The organism is Streptomyces sp. NPDC079141 (assembly GCF_040686775.1).
GTDB lineage: Bacteria > Actinomycetota > Actinomycetes > Streptomycetales > Streptomycetaceae > Streptomyces.
Genome location: NZ_JBFBLP010000027.1, coordinates 51,566 through 70,726, shown reverse-complemented (window position 1 = coordinate 70,726; position 19,161 = coordinate 51,566). Strand labels below are relative to the sequence as shown.

The window sequence follows — 19,161 nt, the reverse complement described above, 5'->3', positions numbered from 1 at the left end:
GGCCCCCCTACCCCCGGCGGGGGTGCGGGGCGCGGGGCGCGGCGCGCCGTTGTGGCGGGCTGGTGGGGGGGGGGGGGGGGCGGCGCCCCGGCCCCGGCCCCCCCCCCCCCACTCAGTCGTCTCCCGCCTGTGCTTCCGCCTGCTTCGCGGCCGCGTCGATCGCCGCCAGCGACCTACGGACCTGATTGCGGTCCGTGGTGTACCAGAAGTCGGGCAGCGACGCCTTCAGATAGCTCCCGTACCGGGCTGTCGCCAGCCGCTGGTCCAGTACGGCGACCACGCCGCGGTCGCCCGACGCTCGCACAAGGCGACCGGCGCCCTGAGCCATGAGCAGTGCCGCGTGGGTCGCGGCCACCGCCATGAAGCCATTGCCTCCTGCATCCTCCACGGCCTTCTGGCGTGCGCTCATCAGCGGATCGTCGGGGCGCGGGAACGGGATCTTGTCCATGACGACGAGCTGGCAGCTGGGCCCGGGGACGTCGACGCCCTGCCAGAGTGAGAGCGTGCCGAACAGGCAGGTCTTCGGGTCGGCCGCGAAGGACTTGATCAGCTCCCCGAGTGTCTCCTCGCCCTGGAGGAGGATCGGGAACTCGGGGATGCGGGAGCGCAGCTCCTCGGCGGCGAGCTGGGCGGCCCGCATCGAGGAGAAAAGCCCGAGCGTACGACCGCCGGCCGCCTGGATCAGCTCGGTGAGCTCGTCGAGCATGTCCGCCCGGTCGCCGTCCCGCGCGGGTCGCGACAGATGCTTGGCGACGTACAGGATGCCCTGCTTGGGATAGTCGAAGGGCGAGCCGACGTCGACGCCCTTCCACTGCGGGACGTCGTCGCCCTCGGTGCCCTCGGGGGCGAGTCCCAGGGAGGCGCCGACGCCGTTGAAGTCGCCGCCCAGTTTCAGGGTCGCGGAGGTCAGGGTCACCGAGCGGTCCGCGAACAGCTTCTCGCGCAGCAGCCCCGACACCGACATGGGAGCGACGCGCAGGGAGGCGCCGAAGCGGTCATGGCGCTCGTACCAGACGACGTCCCACTCGGAGCCGTTCGTGATCCGCTCCGCCACGTCGTGCACGGTCTCCACGGAGGCCAGGGCCTGTTTGCGGACCGCGTCCTCGTCCTGGACCGACTTGTCGCGGGTCGCGCCGATCGCGGAGATCACCGTTCGGCAGGCGTCGCGCAAGGCCATCAGGGCGTAGCCGAGGTCCTCGGGGATCTCCTCCAGGCGGCCGGGCAGCGCCAGCTCCATCAGCCGCTCGAAGCCCTCGGCGGCGGTCTGGAGCTGGTCGGCGGCCTTCTCGTTGACAAGCTTGGCCGCACGGCGCACCGCGCGATTGACCTGGCCCGGGGTGAGCTCGCCGGTGGCGACACCGGTGACCCGAGAGACCAGCTCGTGGGCCTCGTCGACGATGAGCACCTCATGCTGCGGAAGGACCGGGGCGCCCTCGATGGCGTCGATCGCGAGCAGCGCGTGGTTTGTCACGACGACCTCGGCAAGCTTGGCGCGCTCGCGGGCCATCTCGGCGAAGCACTCGGCACCGTACGCACATTTCGAGGCGCCCAGGCACTCCCGCGAGGAGACGGAAACCTGGGCCCAGGCGCGGTCGGAGACACCGGGCGTGAGGTCGTCACGGTCGCCGGTCTCCGTCTCGTCCGACCAGTCACGCAGCCGCAGCAGGTCCTGACCCAGCTTGCTGGTGGGCGCGGCCGCCTCGAACTGGTCGAAGAGCCCCTCCTCTTCGTCCTGCGGGACACCTTCATGGAGCCGGTGCAGACACAGATAGTTCGATCTGCCCTTGAGCATGGCGAACTCCGGGCGGCGGCGCAGCAGCGGGTGCAGCGCGTCGACCGTACGCGGCAGATCGCGCTCCACGAGCTGGCGCTGCAGGGCCAGCGTGGCCGTCGCGACGACGACTCGCTCCCCCTGCGCGAGCGCGGGCACGAGGTAGCCGAGGGACTTTCCGGTACCGGTGCCTGCCTGGACCAGCAGGTGCGAACCGTCGTCGATCGCCTCCGCGACGGCTTCGGCCATGGTCACCTGGCCGGGGCGCTCCGTGCCGCCGACGGCAGTGACAGCAGCATGCAGGAGTTCGGGGAGTGAGGGCTTCGTCATAGCGCGACCACCCTACGGCCCGGCACTGACAAACGGGTGATCACGGGGGTGGCGGGGGTCTGGATCAAGACCGGGCGTCCTCGGGCGGTTGGGGGTCGGTGGGTCGGATCGGGTCGCGGGGTGTTGGGGTGTGGGGGGCGGGTCGCAGTGATGGGCGTCGGGGCTCGGTGCTTTGGGTCGCGGCGTTCGGGGCGTCGGGTCGGGAGGCTGAGCGTCGGGTCGGGGCGGGTTGGAATCGCGTCGAGCCGGTCTGACTCCGGCCTGCTTGAACCTGCCGGGCCACACCCCCTCCTTCCCCCCTCTCCTCTCCTCCGTCTCCCGCCCCCTCCCGTCTCCACCCCACTCTGAAATCCGTTCGGCGCAAGTGGGAACCAGACCAGCCCGGCCGGTGTACCAAAAGTGACAATGCAGTGGCACGGCGTCACAGCAGATCGCGCAAGGACCGGTCTCTGATCATGAGGGCGGCCCGCTTGGCGGGCAGATCCACCTCGGCAGAGAACCGGAAGCCGGCGCTCAGGAAGGCAGCGACGGAGGGGGTGTTGCGAATGTCGGGTTCCGCGACGATGCGAGCACTGGCGGGGCGCCTGTCGAGCGCGAGGTCGGCGACGGCTCGGAGAAGAGTCGTGCCGAGGCCTCGCCCACGGTCGGCGACGCCACCGATAAGGAGGTGGACTCCGGTGTCATGTGGTCGAGCCGGATAGTGGCGGGCCAGCGGATCGAGGTCTGCTCGGTAGAGCTCCCAGTAACTCATCGGCGTGCCCTCCAGCACGCCCAGGCACGGCACGCTGCGTCCGTCGCCGTCGAGTTGGGACCGTACGTGCGCCTCGGCCACGCTCTGGGGGCCGGCCAGCTCCCAGAAGGCAGTGACGGCAGGGTCGTTCATCCAGCGGCTGATGAGAGGGAGATCTCGCTCGATGCGGACGGGGACCAGGTGGAACGCGCCTGCCGCCGTGGCGATCGGGCCCCAGTCGGCGACTCGGTCGAGCAGATCGTCGCCGGACGATAGGACACAAGCGGGCGAGGCCGATCCTCCGCCTCGGTTGGCATCTCCGCCGGCCGCGGTCTCCGACTCGGCCAACATCGCGAGGAATTCGTCGGGCAGACGCAGGTCCAGCGTGTCCTCGCTGTCCCCGACAGGGCCTGTATCCGCGTCGGCTGCGGTCACGTCGCCACCGGGGTCGGGTTCGGTGATTACAGGAACGGCGGGGGCGATACCGGTGTCGGCGCTTGCGTCGGTGGGAGGCACGGCGACGCTCCTCTCAGGGGGCGGGGCGGGTCATGTTCCTCAGGGATGAAAGGAGTTGGGGTAGTCGGGCATCGAATTCAGGCAGTCAGGGGCCCATCAGCAGTGCAGGGGGTTGGTGATGGTGACGTAGACGGACTGTGTGTCGACCGGGCCGACGAGTTCGTCGAGGCCGTGGAGCCGGGTCAGCAGGTTGGCCTTGCAGCGCAAGGTGCGTGAGTCGAGCAGGAGGGTGGGTAGTGAAGTGCGCAGTCGAGCGGGACCGGAGGCTACGTCGCCGAGGAAGCGGCGGAAGGCGGCGAGCAGTAGCCGTTCGTCGGCGAGACGCTCGGCGCCGAACGCGCCGATGAGGCCGAGCACGTTGTTGATGCCGAGGTAGTAGGCGAAGCGCTCGTCGGTGACCTCGTCGGAGACGAAGGTGTCGCTGCTCTGGCCGATGCCCGGCAGGAGGGCGTCGAGTTCCGCGCGCCGGGACTCACGGAAGTAGTAGCCCTGGTTGTCGCGGTAGCGACCGCCTGCAGGCCAGCCGTCGCGGTCCAGCAGGAGCAGGGTGTTCTGCTGGTGGGCCTCCAACGCGATGCCCGCCTCAGCATCCAGCCAGAGCACGGGACGGATGACCTGTTCGAGGTAGCGCAGGAACCACTCGGCGGCAACGGCCCCAAGGGGCCGGCCGGTCCGCCCGGCGAGACGTGTGACGACGTCGGCCAGGTGGGAACGCAGGACAGTCCTGGGCAGGCGGCGGTCGTTCCCGGTCGCGGCCTGGACCGGGCATGGCCGGGGTGAGGCGAGCCCGGCCACGCAGGACACGTCGTCGGCTGGGGCGAAGGGGTTGTGCCGGATCATCACGTCGAGTCCGGCCACTGGCTCACCCCCTGGCCCGTCGACGGCGAGCCACGCGGGGTCGCGGACGACGTCGAACCCCGGGTGGGCGGTCTGCCATCGCATGGACAGGCCGCTTCGCAAAAGGCGATGGACCTCGACACCGCGGTGCAGTTCCTTGCGGAGGTTCTCACGACGGGAGTTGGTGATGCGCAGGCCCAGCGACAGCTTGAGCATCGCGGGTGCGCCGGACTGGTGGACGGTGCGTACGGAGGAGGTGGGATGCCACGGGGATCCATGAGGGCCGAGGTTCCGGAGCAGCCCCGCGTCGAACAGCGCGGCAATCTCGGGCCGGTGAAGGACCTCGCGCAGCTGCCACGGATGGAGAGGGAGGGCCGCGTATGTGTCGGGCAACGGTAGCCCGGGACCGGCCAGGCGAGCGGTCAGCCGGGGCGCTGCGATGAGGCGGCCACGCTCGGTCCAGGCCGAGTCGGTAGCAAGTAGGGAGGGAGCTACGGCAATCCAGTGAAGAGGGAAGGAGCCGCGCAACTCGGGTGAGTACAGCTGGGCTTCTGAGTCGGAGAGACCTTCGCGGCTCTTCGGAGCGGGGTGCAGCGGGTGGCCGAGGACGAGTGCCTGCTCGGCGTTGAGGAAGAGGTCGGGCCCATCAGCAGGCTGGTTCCGACGGTCGCTGATGAAGATGGCGGTCCGCCGGACGGAGTCGGCGACGCGGGCGACAAGGTCGGTGCGGTCGGCAAGGGCGGGACCAGCGCTCGGTGGGACACGGGTCGCTGCCGAGGCGTGAGCATCCGCCGGCGGGGCGGGCGTGGTGGCTGCGTCGCTTCCGGGGAGCGTCTCCCGGCTGAGCAGCGCGGCGACCGTGATCGCGTCGGCGGGCGGGGAATGCTCAGGCGCTCCGGCCAAGTACGGGAGGCCGAAGCGGTGTCGGCCCGTTGGGGACCAGTAGTGGACCGGGGCAAGCAAAGCCGTGCCGCTGGCGGGGAGGAGGATACAGAGGGTTCCGTCGGAGGGAGCAGGAAGGTTCGCTTCTCGGACCCAACAGCGGAGCAGGTTGTCCACGGCTGCTGCCTGAGCCGCGACGTGGGGATCGGCGTGGTCCAGGAGATCGGTGACCGGGATGTGGATGCGCTCCACGTCTCGGACGGCGACGGGGCGGTGGACTCGCTCGGTGTCCGACGCGGAGGCGGGGCGGCGCGCTCGCTCCCCGTCGAGGACCGGACGCTGCCTGCCCACCACGTCCGAGGCGGAGCCCGGGCGGCACACTCGCTCCACCTCCCCGTCGAGGACCGGACGCTGCATCCCCACCGCGTCCGAGGGCGAGGCCGGACGGCGCGGTTGCCCTACCTCCGAGGCCAAGGCCGGACGGCGCGGTTGCCCTCCCTCCGAGGCCAAGGCCGGACGGCGCGGTTGCCCTACCTCCGAGGCCAAGGCCGGACGGCGCGGTTGCCCTTCCCCCGAGGCCAAGGCCGGACGGCGACGGACTCGCTCTACGTCCGCGTCAGTGGCGGGGCGCTGCGTGCGTTCCGCGTCCGGGGCGCCGCCCTGGGGCGGAGTTCGTTCCTGAGGGGTGGGGAGCTCTCCTTCCCTCAATGGCACTGGCGGCCGAGCCGTGCCGTGCGTCGGTGGCTCCACGTGGCCTCGGCCGTTGCCACTCCCCTGCTGCTGGCGAACCGACCCGGTTGTGGGGGCCGGCGGCGTGTTGCGGGCGTCGGCGGGGGTGTGGTCGTCGGAGTTGGCGGTGGTGTTCACGTCTGTCCTAGAGAGGTGGTTCTGTTGGAGAAGTGGAGGCACGTGATGAAGCGGTGCCGTCGGGGAGCGTGGCCTCGCCGAGGGCTGAGCGGTCGATGTCAGGGCCCTCCTGACGCAGGGCCGTCAGCCGTCGTGCCGCCCAGTCCGATGCGGGCGCTCGCCTTGACCGCGCGCGACGGCTTCCACGGCGTCGGACAGCCGGTCCAGCACCGCGGCCACCTGCTCGTCGCTGATCGTCAGCGGCGGAAGGAGCCGTACGACACTGCTGTGGGGGCCACCGAGTTCGACGATGAGCCCGCGTCGCAGGCACTCTCGCTGGATGGCGGCCGCGAGTCCGGGAGCGGCGGGGCGAGGGGTGCGAGCGGACGCTGCGGCCGGACCGCCCAACTGCTCCAGCCTCGGCGCCGGAACCGGCACCGGCCCTCCGAGGGGTTCCTGAGGCAGTGGCTCCACGACCGGTTCCGGCCCCGGCACGGGTTCCGTAATCGGCTCCGCATCCGGATCCACGACCTCGGCGCCGATCATCAGGCCGCGCCCGCGCACCTCGCTGATGCACTCGAAGTGCCGTGCCAGTTCCTGGAGGTGGCCCAGAAGGCGGGCGCCCAGATGTTCCGCTCGTTCGGCCAGACGGTTCTCGCGTACGTGGGCGAGCGTCGCCGTGCCCGCGGCCATGGCCAGTTGGTTGCCGCGGAAGGCGCCGACGTGGGAGCCGGGTTCCCCGGCGGCGAGGTCCTCGCGGTAGACCACGACGGCCAGCGGAAGGCTGCCGCCGATGGCCTTCGCGAGCACCATCACGTCGGGTGTGACACCGCTGTGCTCCACCGCCCAGAAGGCACCAGTGCGGCCGACCCCGGTCTGCGTCTCGTCGACGATCAGCGGGATGGAGTGGTTCTCGGTGAGCTGCCGCATTCGGCGCATCCACGCGTCGGGCGCGGGAACCACCCCGCCCTCACCCAGTACGGGCTCCAGGAGCATCCCGGCGGGCCGCGGCACTCCCGACCCGGGGTCGTCGAGGACGGACTCGGTCCAGCGGGCGGTGAGTTCGGCGCCGTGGTCCGCGTCGATACCGAACGGGCTGCGGCAGTCGTGAGGGTGGGGCAGGCGGGCGGCCCGTACGCCGCAGGCGCCTTCGGGGGTCTCGCGGGCGCCGGTGATCATCCCGTGGTGGGCGCCGGTGAAGGCGAGCATCCCGGTGCGACCGGTCGCGGTACGGACGAGTTGGAAAGCGGTCTCCACCGCGTCGGTGTCGGCCGGTCCGCAGAACTGCACGCGGGCATGGTCGGCGAGCCCGGGTGGCAGGGTGCGGAACAGTTCGGCGGTGAACGCGTCCTTGACGGGGGTCGCCAGGTCGAGGGCGTGCAAGGGGGCGCCGGAGTCGAGGACCTTGCGGATGGCTTCCAGGACCACGGGGTGGTTGTGACCGAGGGCCAAGGTTCCTGCCCCCGACAGGCAGTCCAGGTATCGGCGGCCGTCCGCGCCCTCGATCGTCAGTCCACGCGCGCGTACCGGCACGATCGGCAGGGCGCGTGCGTAGGTGCGCGCGGCCGACTCACGCGTCGACTGCCGCCGCAGGATCCCCTCGTGCAGCGAGCGCTCACCCGTGGGCTCGCCCCCACCGGGCTCCGGACCCGCGAGATCGCGCCCCCTGGGCTTCCGCATGCCGGGTTCACGCCCCGCGGGCCCCCTCACGGTCCCAGGCAACCCCCCGCGCGCAGACTCGGTCACAGTCACCGCTCCCCGTCCTCCCGCTGTCCTGGGGCGAGCCGACAGCTCGCGTTCTCGCCCGTCCCGACATACGCACCCTCGCGAGCCTTCACTCGAAGCTCGGAGGAATTGGGCGCAGGGGACCGCAACCAGACAGCAGGCCCCCAACCGCTACCAACCCCGGACCGCTCATGGGGTTACGGGTTGCCTCAAGATCCTTGAGGCAAGGGAGCCGTTTCGCCGGCGGCAGCAGGGCGGGAGGAAGTCAGGACACGGCTTCGGCCCGAAGACGGTCAGCAGAGCCGGCCCAATGCGTCGGCGCACCCGATCCACGTCGACTCGCGGCCGCGTGGCTCACGTCACTGGATACGACAGGACGTCAAATCGACACCTCTACGGAGGAATTACCAGTTCAGACAGCCCGTAGCGAAACCGTTGCCGTTCCGTGGGAACTCGCCCACAGCGAGCGCATAGTGTGTGTTGCCGTTCCAGGTCGCCGTGGAATCAGTGTGTGTGATCCGAGTGATCGAGCGTGAGATCACGGCAGCTGCACCAAGTACGTTCACTTCAGGGGGAGTCAGATCATGCGATCGATACGGCCGTCGTTCACCACTCGGCGTGGGAGGAGCGCGCGCCGCAGAACCTCCCCCGTGCCTGCGGCCGTCGCCCTCGCCGCGGCCCTCGCGCTCACCGCCACCGCCTGCGAGTCGGGCGACGCCGACGCGGGCGGTGGTGCGGCCTCCGCGACCGCCGCCGCGGGCGACGACAAGATCACGATCCCGGACGACATCATGGACCGGCTCAAGGAGCACGGGATCGACATCGACAAGTGGAAGGACGGCGCCTGGAAGAACTGGGACAAGGACGACTGGCTGCGCGAGGCCGAGGACTTCGTCAACCCGATCATCGAGGACCTGTGGGACCCGGACCGCATGCGGGAGGCCGAGGAACCGGACGAGGGTGTCGACGACGGTGACATCTCCGACGACCAGGGCGTGACCGACCCGACGCCGACTCCTGTGGACGCGGAGGCCGTGCCGACCACGTATCACGAGAGCGCTCCGACGGCCGGCAAGGTGTTCTTCGACTCCCCCGAGGGCACGATGGTGTGCTCGGCGACGGTCGTAGAGGACCCGGCCAACCCCGGCAAGTCCAACCTGGTGTGGACAGCCGGCCACTGCGTGCACGCCGGCAAGAGCGGCGGCTGGTACCGCAACATCGCGTTCGTGCCGTCGTACAACAACGACGGTATGGAGACTGCGGAGTTGGAGAGCGCCACGCGGGAGCAGGTCGCTCCGTACGGCGTCTGGTGGGGTGACTGGGTGCAGACCTCGGACCAGTGGATCGAGCAGGGCGGCGCGACCGGCGGTGACGGTGCCTCGTACGACTTCGCCGTCATCCATGTGACGCCGGAGGAGGGCAGCGGCGGCAAGTCGCTGGAGGAGATGGTCGGTTCCGCGCTCCCGGTGGACTTCGCCGCGCCGTCCGCGCCGAAGATGGACAGCCTCGCGGCGATCGGTTACCCGGCCGCGCCGCCGTTCGACGGGCAGAAGCTGTACCAGTGCCAGGACAAGCCGGGTCGGCTCTCGCTCAACGCCTCGGACCCGACGATGTACCGCATCGGCTGCACCATGACCGGCGGTTCCTCGGGCGGTGGCTGGGTCGCGACGGGCTCGGACGGCAAGCCGGCGCTCGTGTCCAACACCTCGATCGGCCCGGTGGAGTCGGGGTGGCTGGCCGGTCCGCGGCTCGGTGACGTGGCCAAGGGCGTGTACGACGAGGTCAGTCAGAAGTTCGCCGGTCAGTGACGGTTCGCTGATCGACGACGGCGGTGGGGCACGTGATCGGGAAACCTTCACGGTCCCGCCGCCGTTCGCCCTCAACTCCACAGGCATAGTGGGGTGTCGCCGCACGCGAGCGCCTGGATGGCCGTCTACCGCCACCCCGCCTCCCGTGCCCGACAAGCTCATGACATACACAGTTCCGACGGGGGTCACCGCACCATGCGTTCCACACCCACACCCACATCCGCAGCGCCCCGGCGCCGTCGTACCCTCCTCGCCGCCAGCGGGCTCCTCGCGGCCCTGGCGCTGACCGCGACCGCCTGCGGCGGCGGTTCGAGCGACGACACCGCGAGCGACCAGGCCGGTGCCAGCGCCTCCGCGGCCGCCGACGGCGACGGCAAGGTGCAGGTCCCGAGCGACATCGCCGACCGGCTCAAGGAGCACGGCATCGACGTCGACGCGTGGGCCGACGGCGGCTGGCAGGACTGGGACAAGGACAAGTGGCTCAGTGAGGCCAAGGACTTCGTCAACCCGGTGATCGAGGGCCTGTGGCAGCCGGAGCGGATGCAGTCCGCGAAGGCCGCCGACAAGACGGTCACGACGAAGGACACCGCGGCCGACCAGGGCGTCAGTGACCCGGAGCCGGCGCCCGTCGAGGCCAAGGCGGAGAAGACGCCGTACCACGAGAACGCGGCCCCGGTCGGCAAGGTCTTCTTCGACACCCCCGAGGGTTCGGCCGTCTGCTCCGGCACGGTCGTCAAGGACGTCAACCACCCGGGCAAGTCCAACCTGGTGTGGACGGCCGGGCACTGCGTGCACGCGGGCGGGAGCGGCGGCTGGTACCGCAACATCGTCTTCGTCCCGGCCTACAACGACCTCGGCAAGTCCGAGGCGCAGCTGAGCAACGCGAACGCCTCGGAGATCGCCCCCTACGGCAACTGGTGGGCCGATTGGGCATCCACCTCGAACGAGTGGATCCAGGGCGGTTCGGACACCGGCGGCGCGGGTGCCGCGTACGACTACTCGGTGCTGCACGTGCAGCCGGAGGACGGCGCCAAGTCGCTGGAGGAGACGGTCGGTGCCGCGCTGGACATCGACTTCTCGGCACCGGCCGCGGCCGAGTCCGGCACGATGGGCGCCTGGGGCTACCCGGCGGCGGCGCCGTACAACGGCCTGAAGATGTTCAAGTGCCTCGACCAGCCGGGCCGCCTCTCGCTGAGCCCGACGCTGCCCACGATGTACCGCATCGGCTGCACCATGACCGGCGGCTCCTCAGGCGGCGGCTGGTTCCGGGTGGTGGACGGCGAGACCAAGCTGGTGTCGAACACGTCGATCGGCCCGGAGGACAACACCTGGCTGGCCGGCCCGCAGCTCGGCAAGAGCGCCGAGGCGCTCTACCAGAACATGAGCAAGACCTACGGCGGTCAGTGACGACGCCGGTATGACGAAGGCCCGCCCCCGTACGCAACGGGGGCGGGCCTTCGCACTTCACTTCCGTCCACGACGGGCTCAGGCCAGCGGCGCCGGCACATACGGCGCGAGGTCCGCCGCGAGCTCCTCGTGCACCCGCGCCTTGAGCAGCGTGCCCTCCGGGGTGTGCTCCTCGGAGATCACCTCGCCGTCGGTGTGGGCACGGGCGACCAGCTTGCCGTGGGTGTACGGCACGAGCGCCTCGATCTCGACCGACGGCCTCGGCAGCTCGTTGTCGATCAGCGCGAGCAGCTCGGCGATGCCCGCGCCGGTGCGGGCCGAGACGGCGATGGAACGCTTCTCGATCCGCATCAGCCGCTGGAGCGTCAGCGGGTCGGCAGCGTCGGCCTTGTTGATCACGACGATCTCGGGTACGTCGATGGCGCCGACGTCCCTGATCACCTCGCGCACGGCGGCCAGCTGCTCCTCCGGGTTCGGGTGCGAACCGTCGACCACGTGCAGGATCAGGTCGGACTCGCCGACCTCCTCCATGGTGGAGCGGAACGCCTCGACCAGGTGGTGCGGCAGGTGCCTGACGAAACCGACCGTGTCGGCCAGCGTGTACAGCCGTCCGCTCGGGGTCTCGGCCCGGCGCACGGTCGGGTCCAGGGTCGCGAACAGGGCGTTCTCGACCAGGACGCCCGCGCCCGTGAGGCGGTTGAGCAGGGAGGACTTGCCGGCGTTGGTGTAACCGGCGATGGCGACCGAGGGCACCTTGTGGCGCTTGCGCTCCTGGCGCTTGATCTCGCGGCCGGTCTTCATGTCCGCGATCTCCCGGCGCATCTTCGCCATCTTCTCGCGGATCCGACGCCGGTCCGTCTCGATCTTGGTCTCACCGGGACCACGGGTGGCGAGGCCGCCGCCCTTGCCGCCGCCCATCTGACGGGACAGCGACTGACCCCAGCCTCGCAGCCGCGGCAGCATGTACTGCATCTGCGCGAGCGCGACCTGCGCCTTGCCCTCTCGGGACTTGGCGTGCTGGGCGAAGATGTCGAGGATCAGGGCCGTACGGTCGATGACCTTGACCTTGACGACGTCTTCGAGGGCGATCAGCTGCCCCGGACTGAGCTCGCCGTCGCAGATCACGGTGTCGGCACCGCTTTCCAGGACGATGTCGCGCAGTTCCTGGGCCTTGCCGGAGCCGATGAAGGTGGCCGCGTCGGGCTTGTCGCGGCGCTGGATCACGCCGTCGAGTACGAGCGCTCCCGCGGTCTCTGCGAGGGCGGCGAGCTCCGCGAGGGAGTTGTCCGCGTCCTGCACGGTCCCCGTGGTCCAGACGCCCACGAGCACGACCCGCTCCAGGCGGAGCTGGCGGTACTCGACCTCGGTGACGTCCTCAAGCTCGGTGGAGAGGCCCGCCACGCGGCGCAGAGCCGCGCGCTCGGAGCGGTCGAACTGGTCGCCGTCCCGCTCTCCGTCGATCTCGTGGCTCCAGGCGACGTCCTCTTCCATCAGGGCATCGGCCCGAAGACCTTCGGGGTAGGTGTGCGCGAAGCGCTGAGTGTCCTGGGAAGGGGAAGAAGAGGAGGTCATTGGGTCCTTACGTCGTTGGGTTCCGTTGAGCGGCATCAGAGCGGAAGCGAAGCCTCTGACCTGCTGCGCCACCACTCTCAACGCACGAGTACCCCGGGAGATTCCCGTGTCCTCGTGCCGCGCCGACCCGAAGATGGTCGCACGGCACGAGCCGTCTCGTCACCGCCTTATTTCCCGTCTCGTCACCGGCTCGTTTCTCGTCTCGTCACCGCCCTATTTCGCGGGGGCAACCGGCTTCCAGTCCGGGTGGCCGGGCATCGGCGGGGTCTTCTCGCCGTACAGCCAGTCCTGGAAGAAGTCGCCCAGGGCGCGTCCGGAGATCTCCGAGGCGAGGGAGACGAAGTCCGCGGTGGTGGCGACGCCGTCCTCGTGGCGGCTCACCCACTCGCGTTCCAGCTGCTCGAAGGCCGGGCGGCCGATTTCCTGGCGCAGGGCGTAGAGGACGAGTGCGGCGCCGTCGTAGACGTTCGGGCGGAAGATGCTGATCTTGTGGCCCGGGTCGGGGGCCTTGGGCGCGGCCGGGGGCCCGCCGGCGGCGCGCCAGCGGTCGGAGGCGCCGTACGCCGCCTTCATCCGCGCCTGCATGGGACGGTCCGCCGTCTCCTCCGCGTAGAGGGCCTCGTACCAGGTGGCGTGGCCCTCGTTGAGCCACAGGTCGGACCAGGTGCGCGGGCTGACGCTGTCGCCGAACCACTGGTGGGCCAGCTCGTGCACCATGATCGACTCGACGTACCAGGCGGGGTAGGCGGGCTCGGTGAACAGGCCCTTCTCGAAGAGGGAGAGGGTCTGTGTCTCCAGTTCGAAGCCGGTGGAGACATCGGCCATGAGCAGGCCGTACGTCTCGAACGGATACCGCCCGACCTTGCCCTCCATCCACGAGATCTGCTCCGGCGTCTTCTCCAGCCACGGTTCGAGCCGCTCGCGGTCCTTGGTGGGCACGACGTCCCTCAGGGGCAGCCCGTGCGGGCCCGAGCGGCGCAGCACGGTGGAGCGGCCGATGGAGACCTGCGCGAGCTCGGTGGCCATCGGGTGCTGGGTGCGGTACGTCCAGGTCGTCGACCGGCCCGAGCGGTCCGCGCCGGTCGGCAGGCCGTTGGCGACGGCGGTGTAGCCGTTGGGGGCGGTGACCTGGATGGTGAACATCGCCTTGTCCGAGGGGTGGTCGTTGCACGGGAAGACCAGGTGGGCGGCGTCGGCCTGGTTGGCCATGGCGAGGCCGTCCGCGGTGCGCACCCAGCCGCCGTCGCGGTCCTCGGCGGGCACCGGGTCGCTGGTGTGGCGCACGGTGATCCGCATCCAGCTGCCGTCGGGCAGTGGCTCGTCGGGGGTGACGACGAGGTCCTCGCCGGCGTCGGCGAAGGCGGCCGGCTCGCCGTCGACCTCCACGGAGTCGACCTTGCCGTGGGCGAAGTCGAGGTTCACGCGGTCGAGGGCCGTGGTCGTCCAGGCGTCGATGGTGGTGACGGCCTGGAGGGGCTTGCTGTTGGTGCCGGGATAGGTGAAGGAGAGGTCGTACGACGCCACGTCGTAGCCGGGGTTGCCGAGATGGGGGAAGAGGCGGTCACCGAGGCCGAGGGGTTCGGCGGGCGCGCTTGCGGCGAGGAGGCAGACCGTGGTGGCGGAGGCGAGGAGGGCGAGGGCCTTCCGGCGGGGGGTGTGCGGCATGAACCACCGCTACCAGCGCGGGCGTCCGACGCTGCGGCGACGCGCGACCGGCCCACCCGAACGGGGTCGCGGCCGACTGCCCGTTCACACCCCCCGGGCCACTACAGCCGCTCCGCCCGCGGCCGCCGCCCCCTGTTCCGCTACAGCTGCCCCGCCTGCGGCTGTGCCCTGCTCACGTCGTACACGCCCGCCACATTGCGCATCGCGCGCATCAGGTTGGGCAGGTGGGCCGCGTCCGGGAGTTGGACGGTGTAGGTGTGGCGGACGCGCTGCTGGGTCGGGGGTTCGACCGTGGCCGAGACGATCTCGGCGCCTTCGAGGGCCATCGCTTCGGTGAGGTCGGCCAGGAGGTGCGGGCGGACGAACGATTCGGCGAGCAGGGTGACCCGGCACTCGGCGGTGTCCCCCCAGTGCACGGCGACCTCCGCGCGCCCCGCGTCCTTCATGCGCGCCACCGCGGCGCACTCCACGCGGTGCACGGTCACCGCTCCCCCGCGCACGGGGAAGCCGGTGACCTCGTCGGGCGGTACGGGCGTACAGCAGCCGGCGAGCCGTACGGTCGCGCCGGGCTGGTCGACGACGACGTTGGCGGCCGGACGCACCGTCGGCCCCTCCGCGGCGGGCCGGGGCGAGGGCGCGGTCTCCTCGGGCCGCTGCTGCTCGCCCTCGGGCGACGGATGGGAGGCGAGCCACCGCTGGATGGCGATCCGCGCGGCGGGCGTGTGGGCGTGCTCCAGCCACTCCCTGGAGGGCTCGGAGGCCGGGTCCTGGCCCATGAGGAGCTGGACGGTGTCACCGTCCCTCAGGACCGTGCTCAGGGTCGCCAGCCGACCGTTGACGCGGGCGCCGATACACGCGTGCGCGTCCTCGCCGTACTGCGCGTAGGCGGCGTCCACGCAGGTCGCCCCCTCGGGCAGGCCGAGCGTGCCGCCGTCCGGGCGGAAGACGGTGATCTCGCGGTCCTGGGCGAGGTCCTCGCGGAGGGTGGACCAGAACGTGTCGGGGTCCGGTGCGGCCTCCTGCCAGTCGAGGAGGCGGGAGAGCCAGCCGGGGCGCGTGGGGTCGGCGCGCTCGCCGTCGACGGGCTCGTCGGAGGGCGGGGCGTAGGGATTGCCGAGCGCGACCACTCCGGCCTCCGCCACCTTGTGCATCTGGTGGGTGCGGATGAGGACCTCGACGACCTGTCCGTCCGCGCAGGCGACCGCGGTGTGCAGCGACTGGTACAGGTTGAACTTGGGTACGGCGATGAAGTCCTTGAACTCCGAGACCACGGGCGTCATACAGGTGTGCAGCTCGCCCAGGACGCCGTAGCAGTCCGCGTCCTCGGCCACCAGGACCAGCAGCCGGCCGAAGTCGGCGCCGCGCAGCCGGCCGCGTTTGCGGGCCACTCGGTGCACGGAGACGAAGTGCCGTGGCCGGATGAGGACTTCGGCCTGGATGTCGGCGTCGCGCAGCACCGTGCGCATCTCGTCGGCGACCTCGGCGAGCGGGTCGTCCGCGCGGGAGGCGTTTTCGACGATCAGCTCCCGGGTGTGCTCGTACTCCTCGGGGTGCAGGATCGCGAAGACGAGGTCTTCCAGTTCGGTCTTGAGGGCCTGGACGCCGAGCCGCTCGGCGAGCGGGATGAGGACGTCCCGGGTCACCTTGGCGATGCGCGCCTGTTTCTCGGGGCGCATGACGCCGAGGGTGCGCATGTTGTGCAGCCGGTCGGCGAGTTTGATCGACATCACGCGGACGTCGTTGCCGGTCGCGACGAGCATCTTGCGGAAGGTCTCGGGCTCGGCGGCGGCGCCGTAGTCGACCTTCTCCAGCTTGGTGACACCGTCGACGAGGAAGCGCACCTCCTCGCCGAACTGGTCCCCGACCTGATCGAGCGTCACATCCGTGTCCTCGACGGTGTCGTGGAGCAGGGACGCGGTCAAGGTCGTGGTCTCGGCGCCGAGTTCGGCGAGGATCAGGGTCACGGCGAGCGGGTGCGTGATGTACGGCTCGCCGCTCTTGCGCATCTGGCCGCGGTGCGAGGACTCGGCCAGCACATAGGCCCGGCGCAGGGGTTCGAGGTCGGCGTCGGGGTGATGGGCGCGGTGGGCCTCGGCGACGTGGCTGATGGCGTCGGGCAGCCGGTCGCGGGCGGCGGGACCGAGCAGCGCGGCCCGGCCCAGTCGGCGCAGGTCGATCCGCGCCCGCCAGCGCGCCCCTGCTACCGGACCTGGCGTCGCGGGGTTTGTGGCCTCCGCACTCATGGGCACCTCCGGCTGCGTGGACCGGCGGACGGGGTGCCCCATGGCGGACACGGCTCAGGGGACTGGCAACGGTCCCCCGTCCGGGCCGGTGCTTGATGCTACCGAGCCCATCACGTGCGGCTGACCGCCTCTCGCCGAGCGTGAAACGGATCACCCATTCGAGCGAAGGTTCGCAGGTTTACGGTTTCACGCCATGCGGCCGACGGCCGGTCGTGCTTTCCCCTCCCGGCCGCCGGGTTGTCCAACCGGCCCCACCTCGGCCGATCGGGAGTCCGGCGCACCACTGCCCGGTTGTCGCCTCGCTCAGCGAGCGAACGTTTCCAGCCATTCGGCATCGATCTCGCCCTCGGCGACGATCACCGCGGGTCCGGTCATCTCGATCTCGCCGTCGGGCCGCTCGGTGATCACCAGGGTGCCGCCGGGCACGTCGACGGTGTACGTCGCCGGGGTGCCGGTGGCCGTCGGGTCGGCGCCGTCCCTGCGGGCCGCGGCCACGGCGACGGCACACGCGCCCGTGCCGCACGAACGGGTCTCGCCGGCCCCGCGCTCGTGCACGCGCAGCGCGACGTGCCGGGGTCCCCGGTCGACGACGAACTCGACGTTGACCCCGTCCGGGTAGGCGGAGGCCGGGCTGAACGGGGGCGGGGAGTACAGGTTGCCGGCGTGCGCGAGATCGTCCACGAAGGCCACGGCGTGCGGGTTGCCCATGTTCACGTTGCGCGCGGGCCAGCTGCGCTCGCCGACGCTCACCGTGACGTCGCCCTCCGGGAGGCGCGCCCGGCCCATGCCGACGGTGACGTCGCCGTTCTTGGCGATGTGCACGGTCTTCACGCCGCCGCGGGTGGCGACGGCGAGGTCGCCCTCGGCCACATGCCCGGCGCGCTGGAGGTAGCGCGCGAAGACGCGGACGCCGTTGCCGCACATCTCGGCGATCGAGCCGTCGCCGTTGCGGTAGTCCATGAACCACTCCGCCTCGGCCGCCATGTCCCTGGCCTCGGGGTGCGCGGCGGACCGTACGACATGCAGGAGGCCGTCGCCGCCGATGCCCGCGCGGCGGTCGCACAGGGCGGCTACGGCCGTCGGGGGCAGGTCGATGGCGTTCTCGGGGTCGGGGACGATCACGAAGTCGTTCTCGGTGCCGTGACCCTTGAGGAAGGCGATCCGCGCGCGCGTGCTCATTCCCCGATCGTACGGTGCCGGACCGACAACGCCGAAAACGGAGCCGCAGCTCAGCGCAGCCGGGCCACGCGCCACACGGCCAGCACGACCACCGCGGCGACCATCACCACGTAGGCCAGGACGACCCGCCAGTCCGGTCTGCGCCCCGAGCCCCGTTGCGGCAGCCCCGGCCAGGTGTAGCCGACCCGGCGGGCGGCCATCATGCCCCAGCCCGCCGCGCACGAGGAGATCAGCAGTCCCAGCATGGCGATCACGGCGCCGCTGTCGCCGAAGTCGAAGGCCAGCGGGAAGGCGAACATCAGGGAGCCGACGGCGGCCAGGGCCACGATGGGTGCGAGCTGCCAGATGCGCATGCGCCGCTGCGGACGCAGCTCGACCTCGACCTCGGGGCCGCCCGCGAACATCTCCTCGGGCTCGGGTCCGTCGTCGGTCACGCCGTCCGGTGTCTCGTCGGGTCCGTCCGGGCTCAGACGGTCGCCGTCCTGCTCCGGTTCGCCCCCGTCACTGGTGACGGGCTCGGTGCCTTGTGCGGTGTCGCGAGGGCCGGCCTCCATCGCCACGCGCCCTCCCAACTCGGACTCCACTTGGTCGATCGAAGCTCGATGATGGCACGGCACCGAAGGCCGCGATGACGGCCGGAGCGTCCCGATGCCATGACGTGATCAGGCTGTAACCGGTCGTTCGACCAACGCCAGTGCGAGGTGCGGAAGTTCTGTGAGATCCGCCGCAGCCCCACTCAGCCAGTGCACCCGCGGATCGCGTCTGAACCATGAATCCTGGCGGCGCGCGAAGCGTTTGGTGGCTCGTACGGTCTCGACCCGGGCCTCCTCCAGGGTGCACTCCCCGGCGAGCGCCGCGAGCACCTGCTGGTAGCCGAGCGCGCGCGACGCCGTACGCCCCTCGCGCAACCCCTGCGCCTCCAGTGCGCGCACCTCGTCCACGAGTCCGGCGTCCCACATCCGGTCGACCCGGCGCGCGATGCGCTCGTCGAGCTCGGGGCGGGCCACGTCGACGCCGATCTGCAGGGTGTCGTAGACCGAGTCGTGCCCCGGGAGGTTGGCCGTGAAGGGCTTACCGGTGATCTCGATCACCTCAAGGGCCCGGACGATACGGCGGCCGTTGCTGGGCAGGATCGCCTGCGCGGCCTCGGGGTCGGCGGCGGCGAGGCGGGCGTGCAGCGCGCCGGAGCCGCGCAGGGCGAGCTCCTCCTCCAGCCGGGCCCGCACCTCGGGGTCGGTGCCGGGGAACTCCAGGTTGTCGACGGCGCCACGGACGTACAGGCCGGAACCGCCGACCAGGATCGGCCAGCGTCCGTCGGCGAGCAGGGCGTCGATCCGCTTCCGGGCGAGCCGCTGGTACTCGGCGACCGAGGCGGTGACGGTCACGTCCCAGATGTCCAGCAGATGGTGCGGGACGCCGGCGCGTTCCTCGGGCGTCAGCTTGGCGGTGCCGATGTCCATCCCTTGGTAGAGCTGCATGGAGTCGGCGTTGACGACCTCGCCGCCGAGTTGCCGGGCGAGAAAAACGCCCAGATCGGACTTTCCGGCCGCAGTGGGACCGACGACGGCGATGACGCGGGGGGCGGAGGGTGTGCTGCTCACCGACCCAGTCTCGCAAACCTCGCGCGGCGACCTCGAACGAGTTACGTGA

At 71.0% G+C, this 19,161-nt stretch carries 12 protein-coding genes; 2 read left to right on the top strand and 10 right to left on the bottom strand.

Going from position 1 to position 19,161, the window contains the following annotated elements; all coding sequences use genetic code 11:
- Positions 1-112: 112 nt before the first annotated feature.
- The 4 genes from AB0Q90_RS40535 to AB0Q90_RS40520 all read right to left on the bottom strand — a co-directional run bounded on the left by AB0Q90_RS40535 (position 113) and on the right by AB0Q90_RS40520 (position 7,592).
- Entirely contained in the window at positions 113-2,101 is a 1,989-nt protein-coding gene (locus AB0Q90_RS40535; protein ID WP_363165400.1) for an ATP-dependent DNA helicase, read from the bottom strand.
- Between the two features lie 421 nt (positions 2,102-2,522).
- Positions 2,523-3,347: a GNAT family N-acetyltransferase gene (locus AB0Q90_RS40530; RefSeq protein WP_363165399.1), complete on the bottom strand. Its 825-nt coding sequence runs from the start codon at positions 3,345-3,347 to the stop codon at positions 2,523-2,525.
- 96 nt (positions 3,348-3,443) lie between these two features.
- Positions 3,444-5,483 carry an IucA/IucC family protein gene (locus tag AB0Q90_RS40525; protein ID WP_363165398.1) on the bottom strand — a complete coding sequence of 680 codons (2,040 nt, stop codon included), beginning with the start codon at positions 5,481-5,483 and terminating at the stop codon, positions 3,444-3,446.
- A 573-nt stretch (positions 5,484-6,056) separates the two neighbouring features.
- The gene (locus AB0Q90_RS40520; protein ID WP_363165397.1) at positions 6,057-7,592 is read right to left on the bottom strand and encodes an aminotransferase class III-fold pyridoxal phosphate-dependent enzyme; all 1,536 of its coding nucleotides are present in this window, start codon (positions 7,590-7,592) and stop codon (positions 6,057-6,059) included.
- Positions 7,593-8,221: 629 nt separating this feature from the next.
- On the opposite strand from AB0Q90_RS40520, the gene AB0Q90_RS40515 reads away from it, so the two are divergent.
- Positions 8,222-9,445, top strand: a complete 1,224-nt coding sequence (locus tag AB0Q90_RS40515; protein WP_363165396.1) for a hypothetical protein — start codon at positions 8,222-8,224, stop codon at positions 9,443-9,445.
- A gap of 195 nt (positions 9,446-9,640) precedes the next feature.
- Positions 9,641-10,852, top strand: a complete 1,212-nt coding sequence (locus AB0Q90_RS40510; RefSeq protein WP_363165395.1) for a hypothetical protein — start codon at positions 9,641-9,643, stop codon at positions 10,850-10,852.
- Between the two features lie 78 nt (positions 10,853-10,930).
- On the opposite strand, the gene hflX is transcribed toward AB0Q90_RS40510, so the two are convergent.
- The 6 genes from hflX to miaA all read right to left on the bottom strand — a co-directional run bounded on the left by hflX (position 10,931) and on the right by miaA (position 19,112).
- On the bottom strand, positions 10,931-12,424 hold the full coding sequence (gene hflX, locus AB0Q90_RS40505) for a GTPase HflX (RefSeq protein ID WP_363165394.1): 1,494 nt from the start codon (positions 12,422-12,424) through the stop codon (positions 10,931-10,933).
- 213 nt (positions 12,425-12,637) lie between these two features.
- On the bottom strand, positions 12,638-14,089 hold the full coding sequence (locus AB0Q90_RS40500; protein ID WP_363165393.1) for a M1 family metallopeptidase: 1,452 nt from the start codon (positions 14,087-14,089) through the stop codon (positions 12,638-12,640).
- Positions 14,090-14,229: 140 nt separating this feature from the next.
- Entirely contained in the window at positions 14,230-16,332 is a 2,103-nt protein-coding gene (locus tag AB0Q90_RS40495) for an HD domain-containing protein (RefSeq protein WP_363165392.1), read from the bottom strand.
- A gap of 303 nt (positions 16,333-16,635) precedes the next feature.
- Positions 16,636-17,511: a diaminopimelate epimerase gene (gene dapF / locus AB0Q90_RS40490; protein WP_363165391.1), complete on the bottom strand. Its 876-nt coding sequence runs from the start codon at positions 17,509-17,511 to the stop codon at positions 16,636-16,638.
- A 50-nt stretch (positions 17,512-17,561) separates the two neighbouring features.
- Positions 17,562-18,065, bottom strand: coding sequence for a hypothetical protein (locus AB0Q90_RS40485; protein WP_363165404.1), 504 nt, complete (start codon positions 18,063-18,065; stop codon positions 17,562-17,564).
- Between the two features lie 108 nt (positions 18,066-18,173).
- The gene (gene miaA / locus AB0Q90_RS40480; protein WP_363165390.1) at positions 18,174-19,112 is read right to left on the bottom strand and encodes a tRNA (adenosine(37)-N6)-dimethylallyltransferase MiaA; all 939 of its coding nucleotides are present in this window, start codon (positions 19,110-19,112) and stop codon (positions 18,174-18,176) included.
- Positions 19,113-19,161: the final 49 nt, after the last annotated feature.

What these genes read in the sequence shown, in the direction of transcription:
- AB0Q90_RS40535 (WP_363165400.1), bottom strand. Translation starts at nt 2,101, where the DNA reads ATGACGAAGCCCTCACTCCCCGAACTCCTGCATGCTGCTGTCACTGCC.
- AB0Q90_RS40525 (WP_363165398.1), bottom strand. Translation starts at nt 5,483, where the DNA reads ATGCAGCGTCCGGTCCTCGACGGGGAGGTGGAGCGAGTGTGCCGCCCG.
- AB0Q90_RS40520 (WP_363165397.1), bottom strand. Translation starts at nt 7,592, where the DNA reads ATGCGGAAGCCCAGGGGGCGCGATCTCGCGGGTCCGGAGCCCGGTGGG.
- AB0Q90_RS40515 (WP_363165396.1), top strand. Translation starts at nt 8,222, where the DNA reads ATGCGATCGATACGGCCGTCGTTCACCACTCGGCGTGGGAGGAGCGCG.
- AB0Q90_RS40510 (WP_363165395.1), top strand. Translation starts at nt 9,641, where the DNA reads ATGCGTTCCACACCCACACCCACATCCGCAGCGCCCCGGCGCCGTCGT.
- hflX (WP_363165394.1), bottom strand. Translation starts at nt 12,424, where the DNA reads ATGACCTCCTCTTCTTCCCCTTCCCAGGACACTCAGCGCTTCGCGCAC.
- AB0Q90_RS40500 (WP_363165393.1), bottom strand. Translation starts at nt 14,089, where the DNA reads ATGCCGCACACCCCCCGCCGGAAGGCCCTCGCCCTCCTCGCCTCCGCC.
- AB0Q90_RS40495 (WP_363165392.1), bottom strand. Translation starts at nt 16,332, where the DNA reads ATGAGTGCGGAGGCCACAAACCCCGCGACGCCAGGTCCGGTAGCAGGG.
- dapF (WP_363165391.1), bottom strand. Translation starts at nt 17,511, where the DNA reads ATGAGCACGCGCGCGCGGATCGCCTTCCTCAAGGGTCACGGCACCGAG.
- AB0Q90_RS40485 (WP_363165404.1), bottom strand. Translation starts at nt 18,065, where the DNA reads ATGGAGGCCGGCCCTCGCGACACCGCACAAGGCACCGAGCCCGTCACC.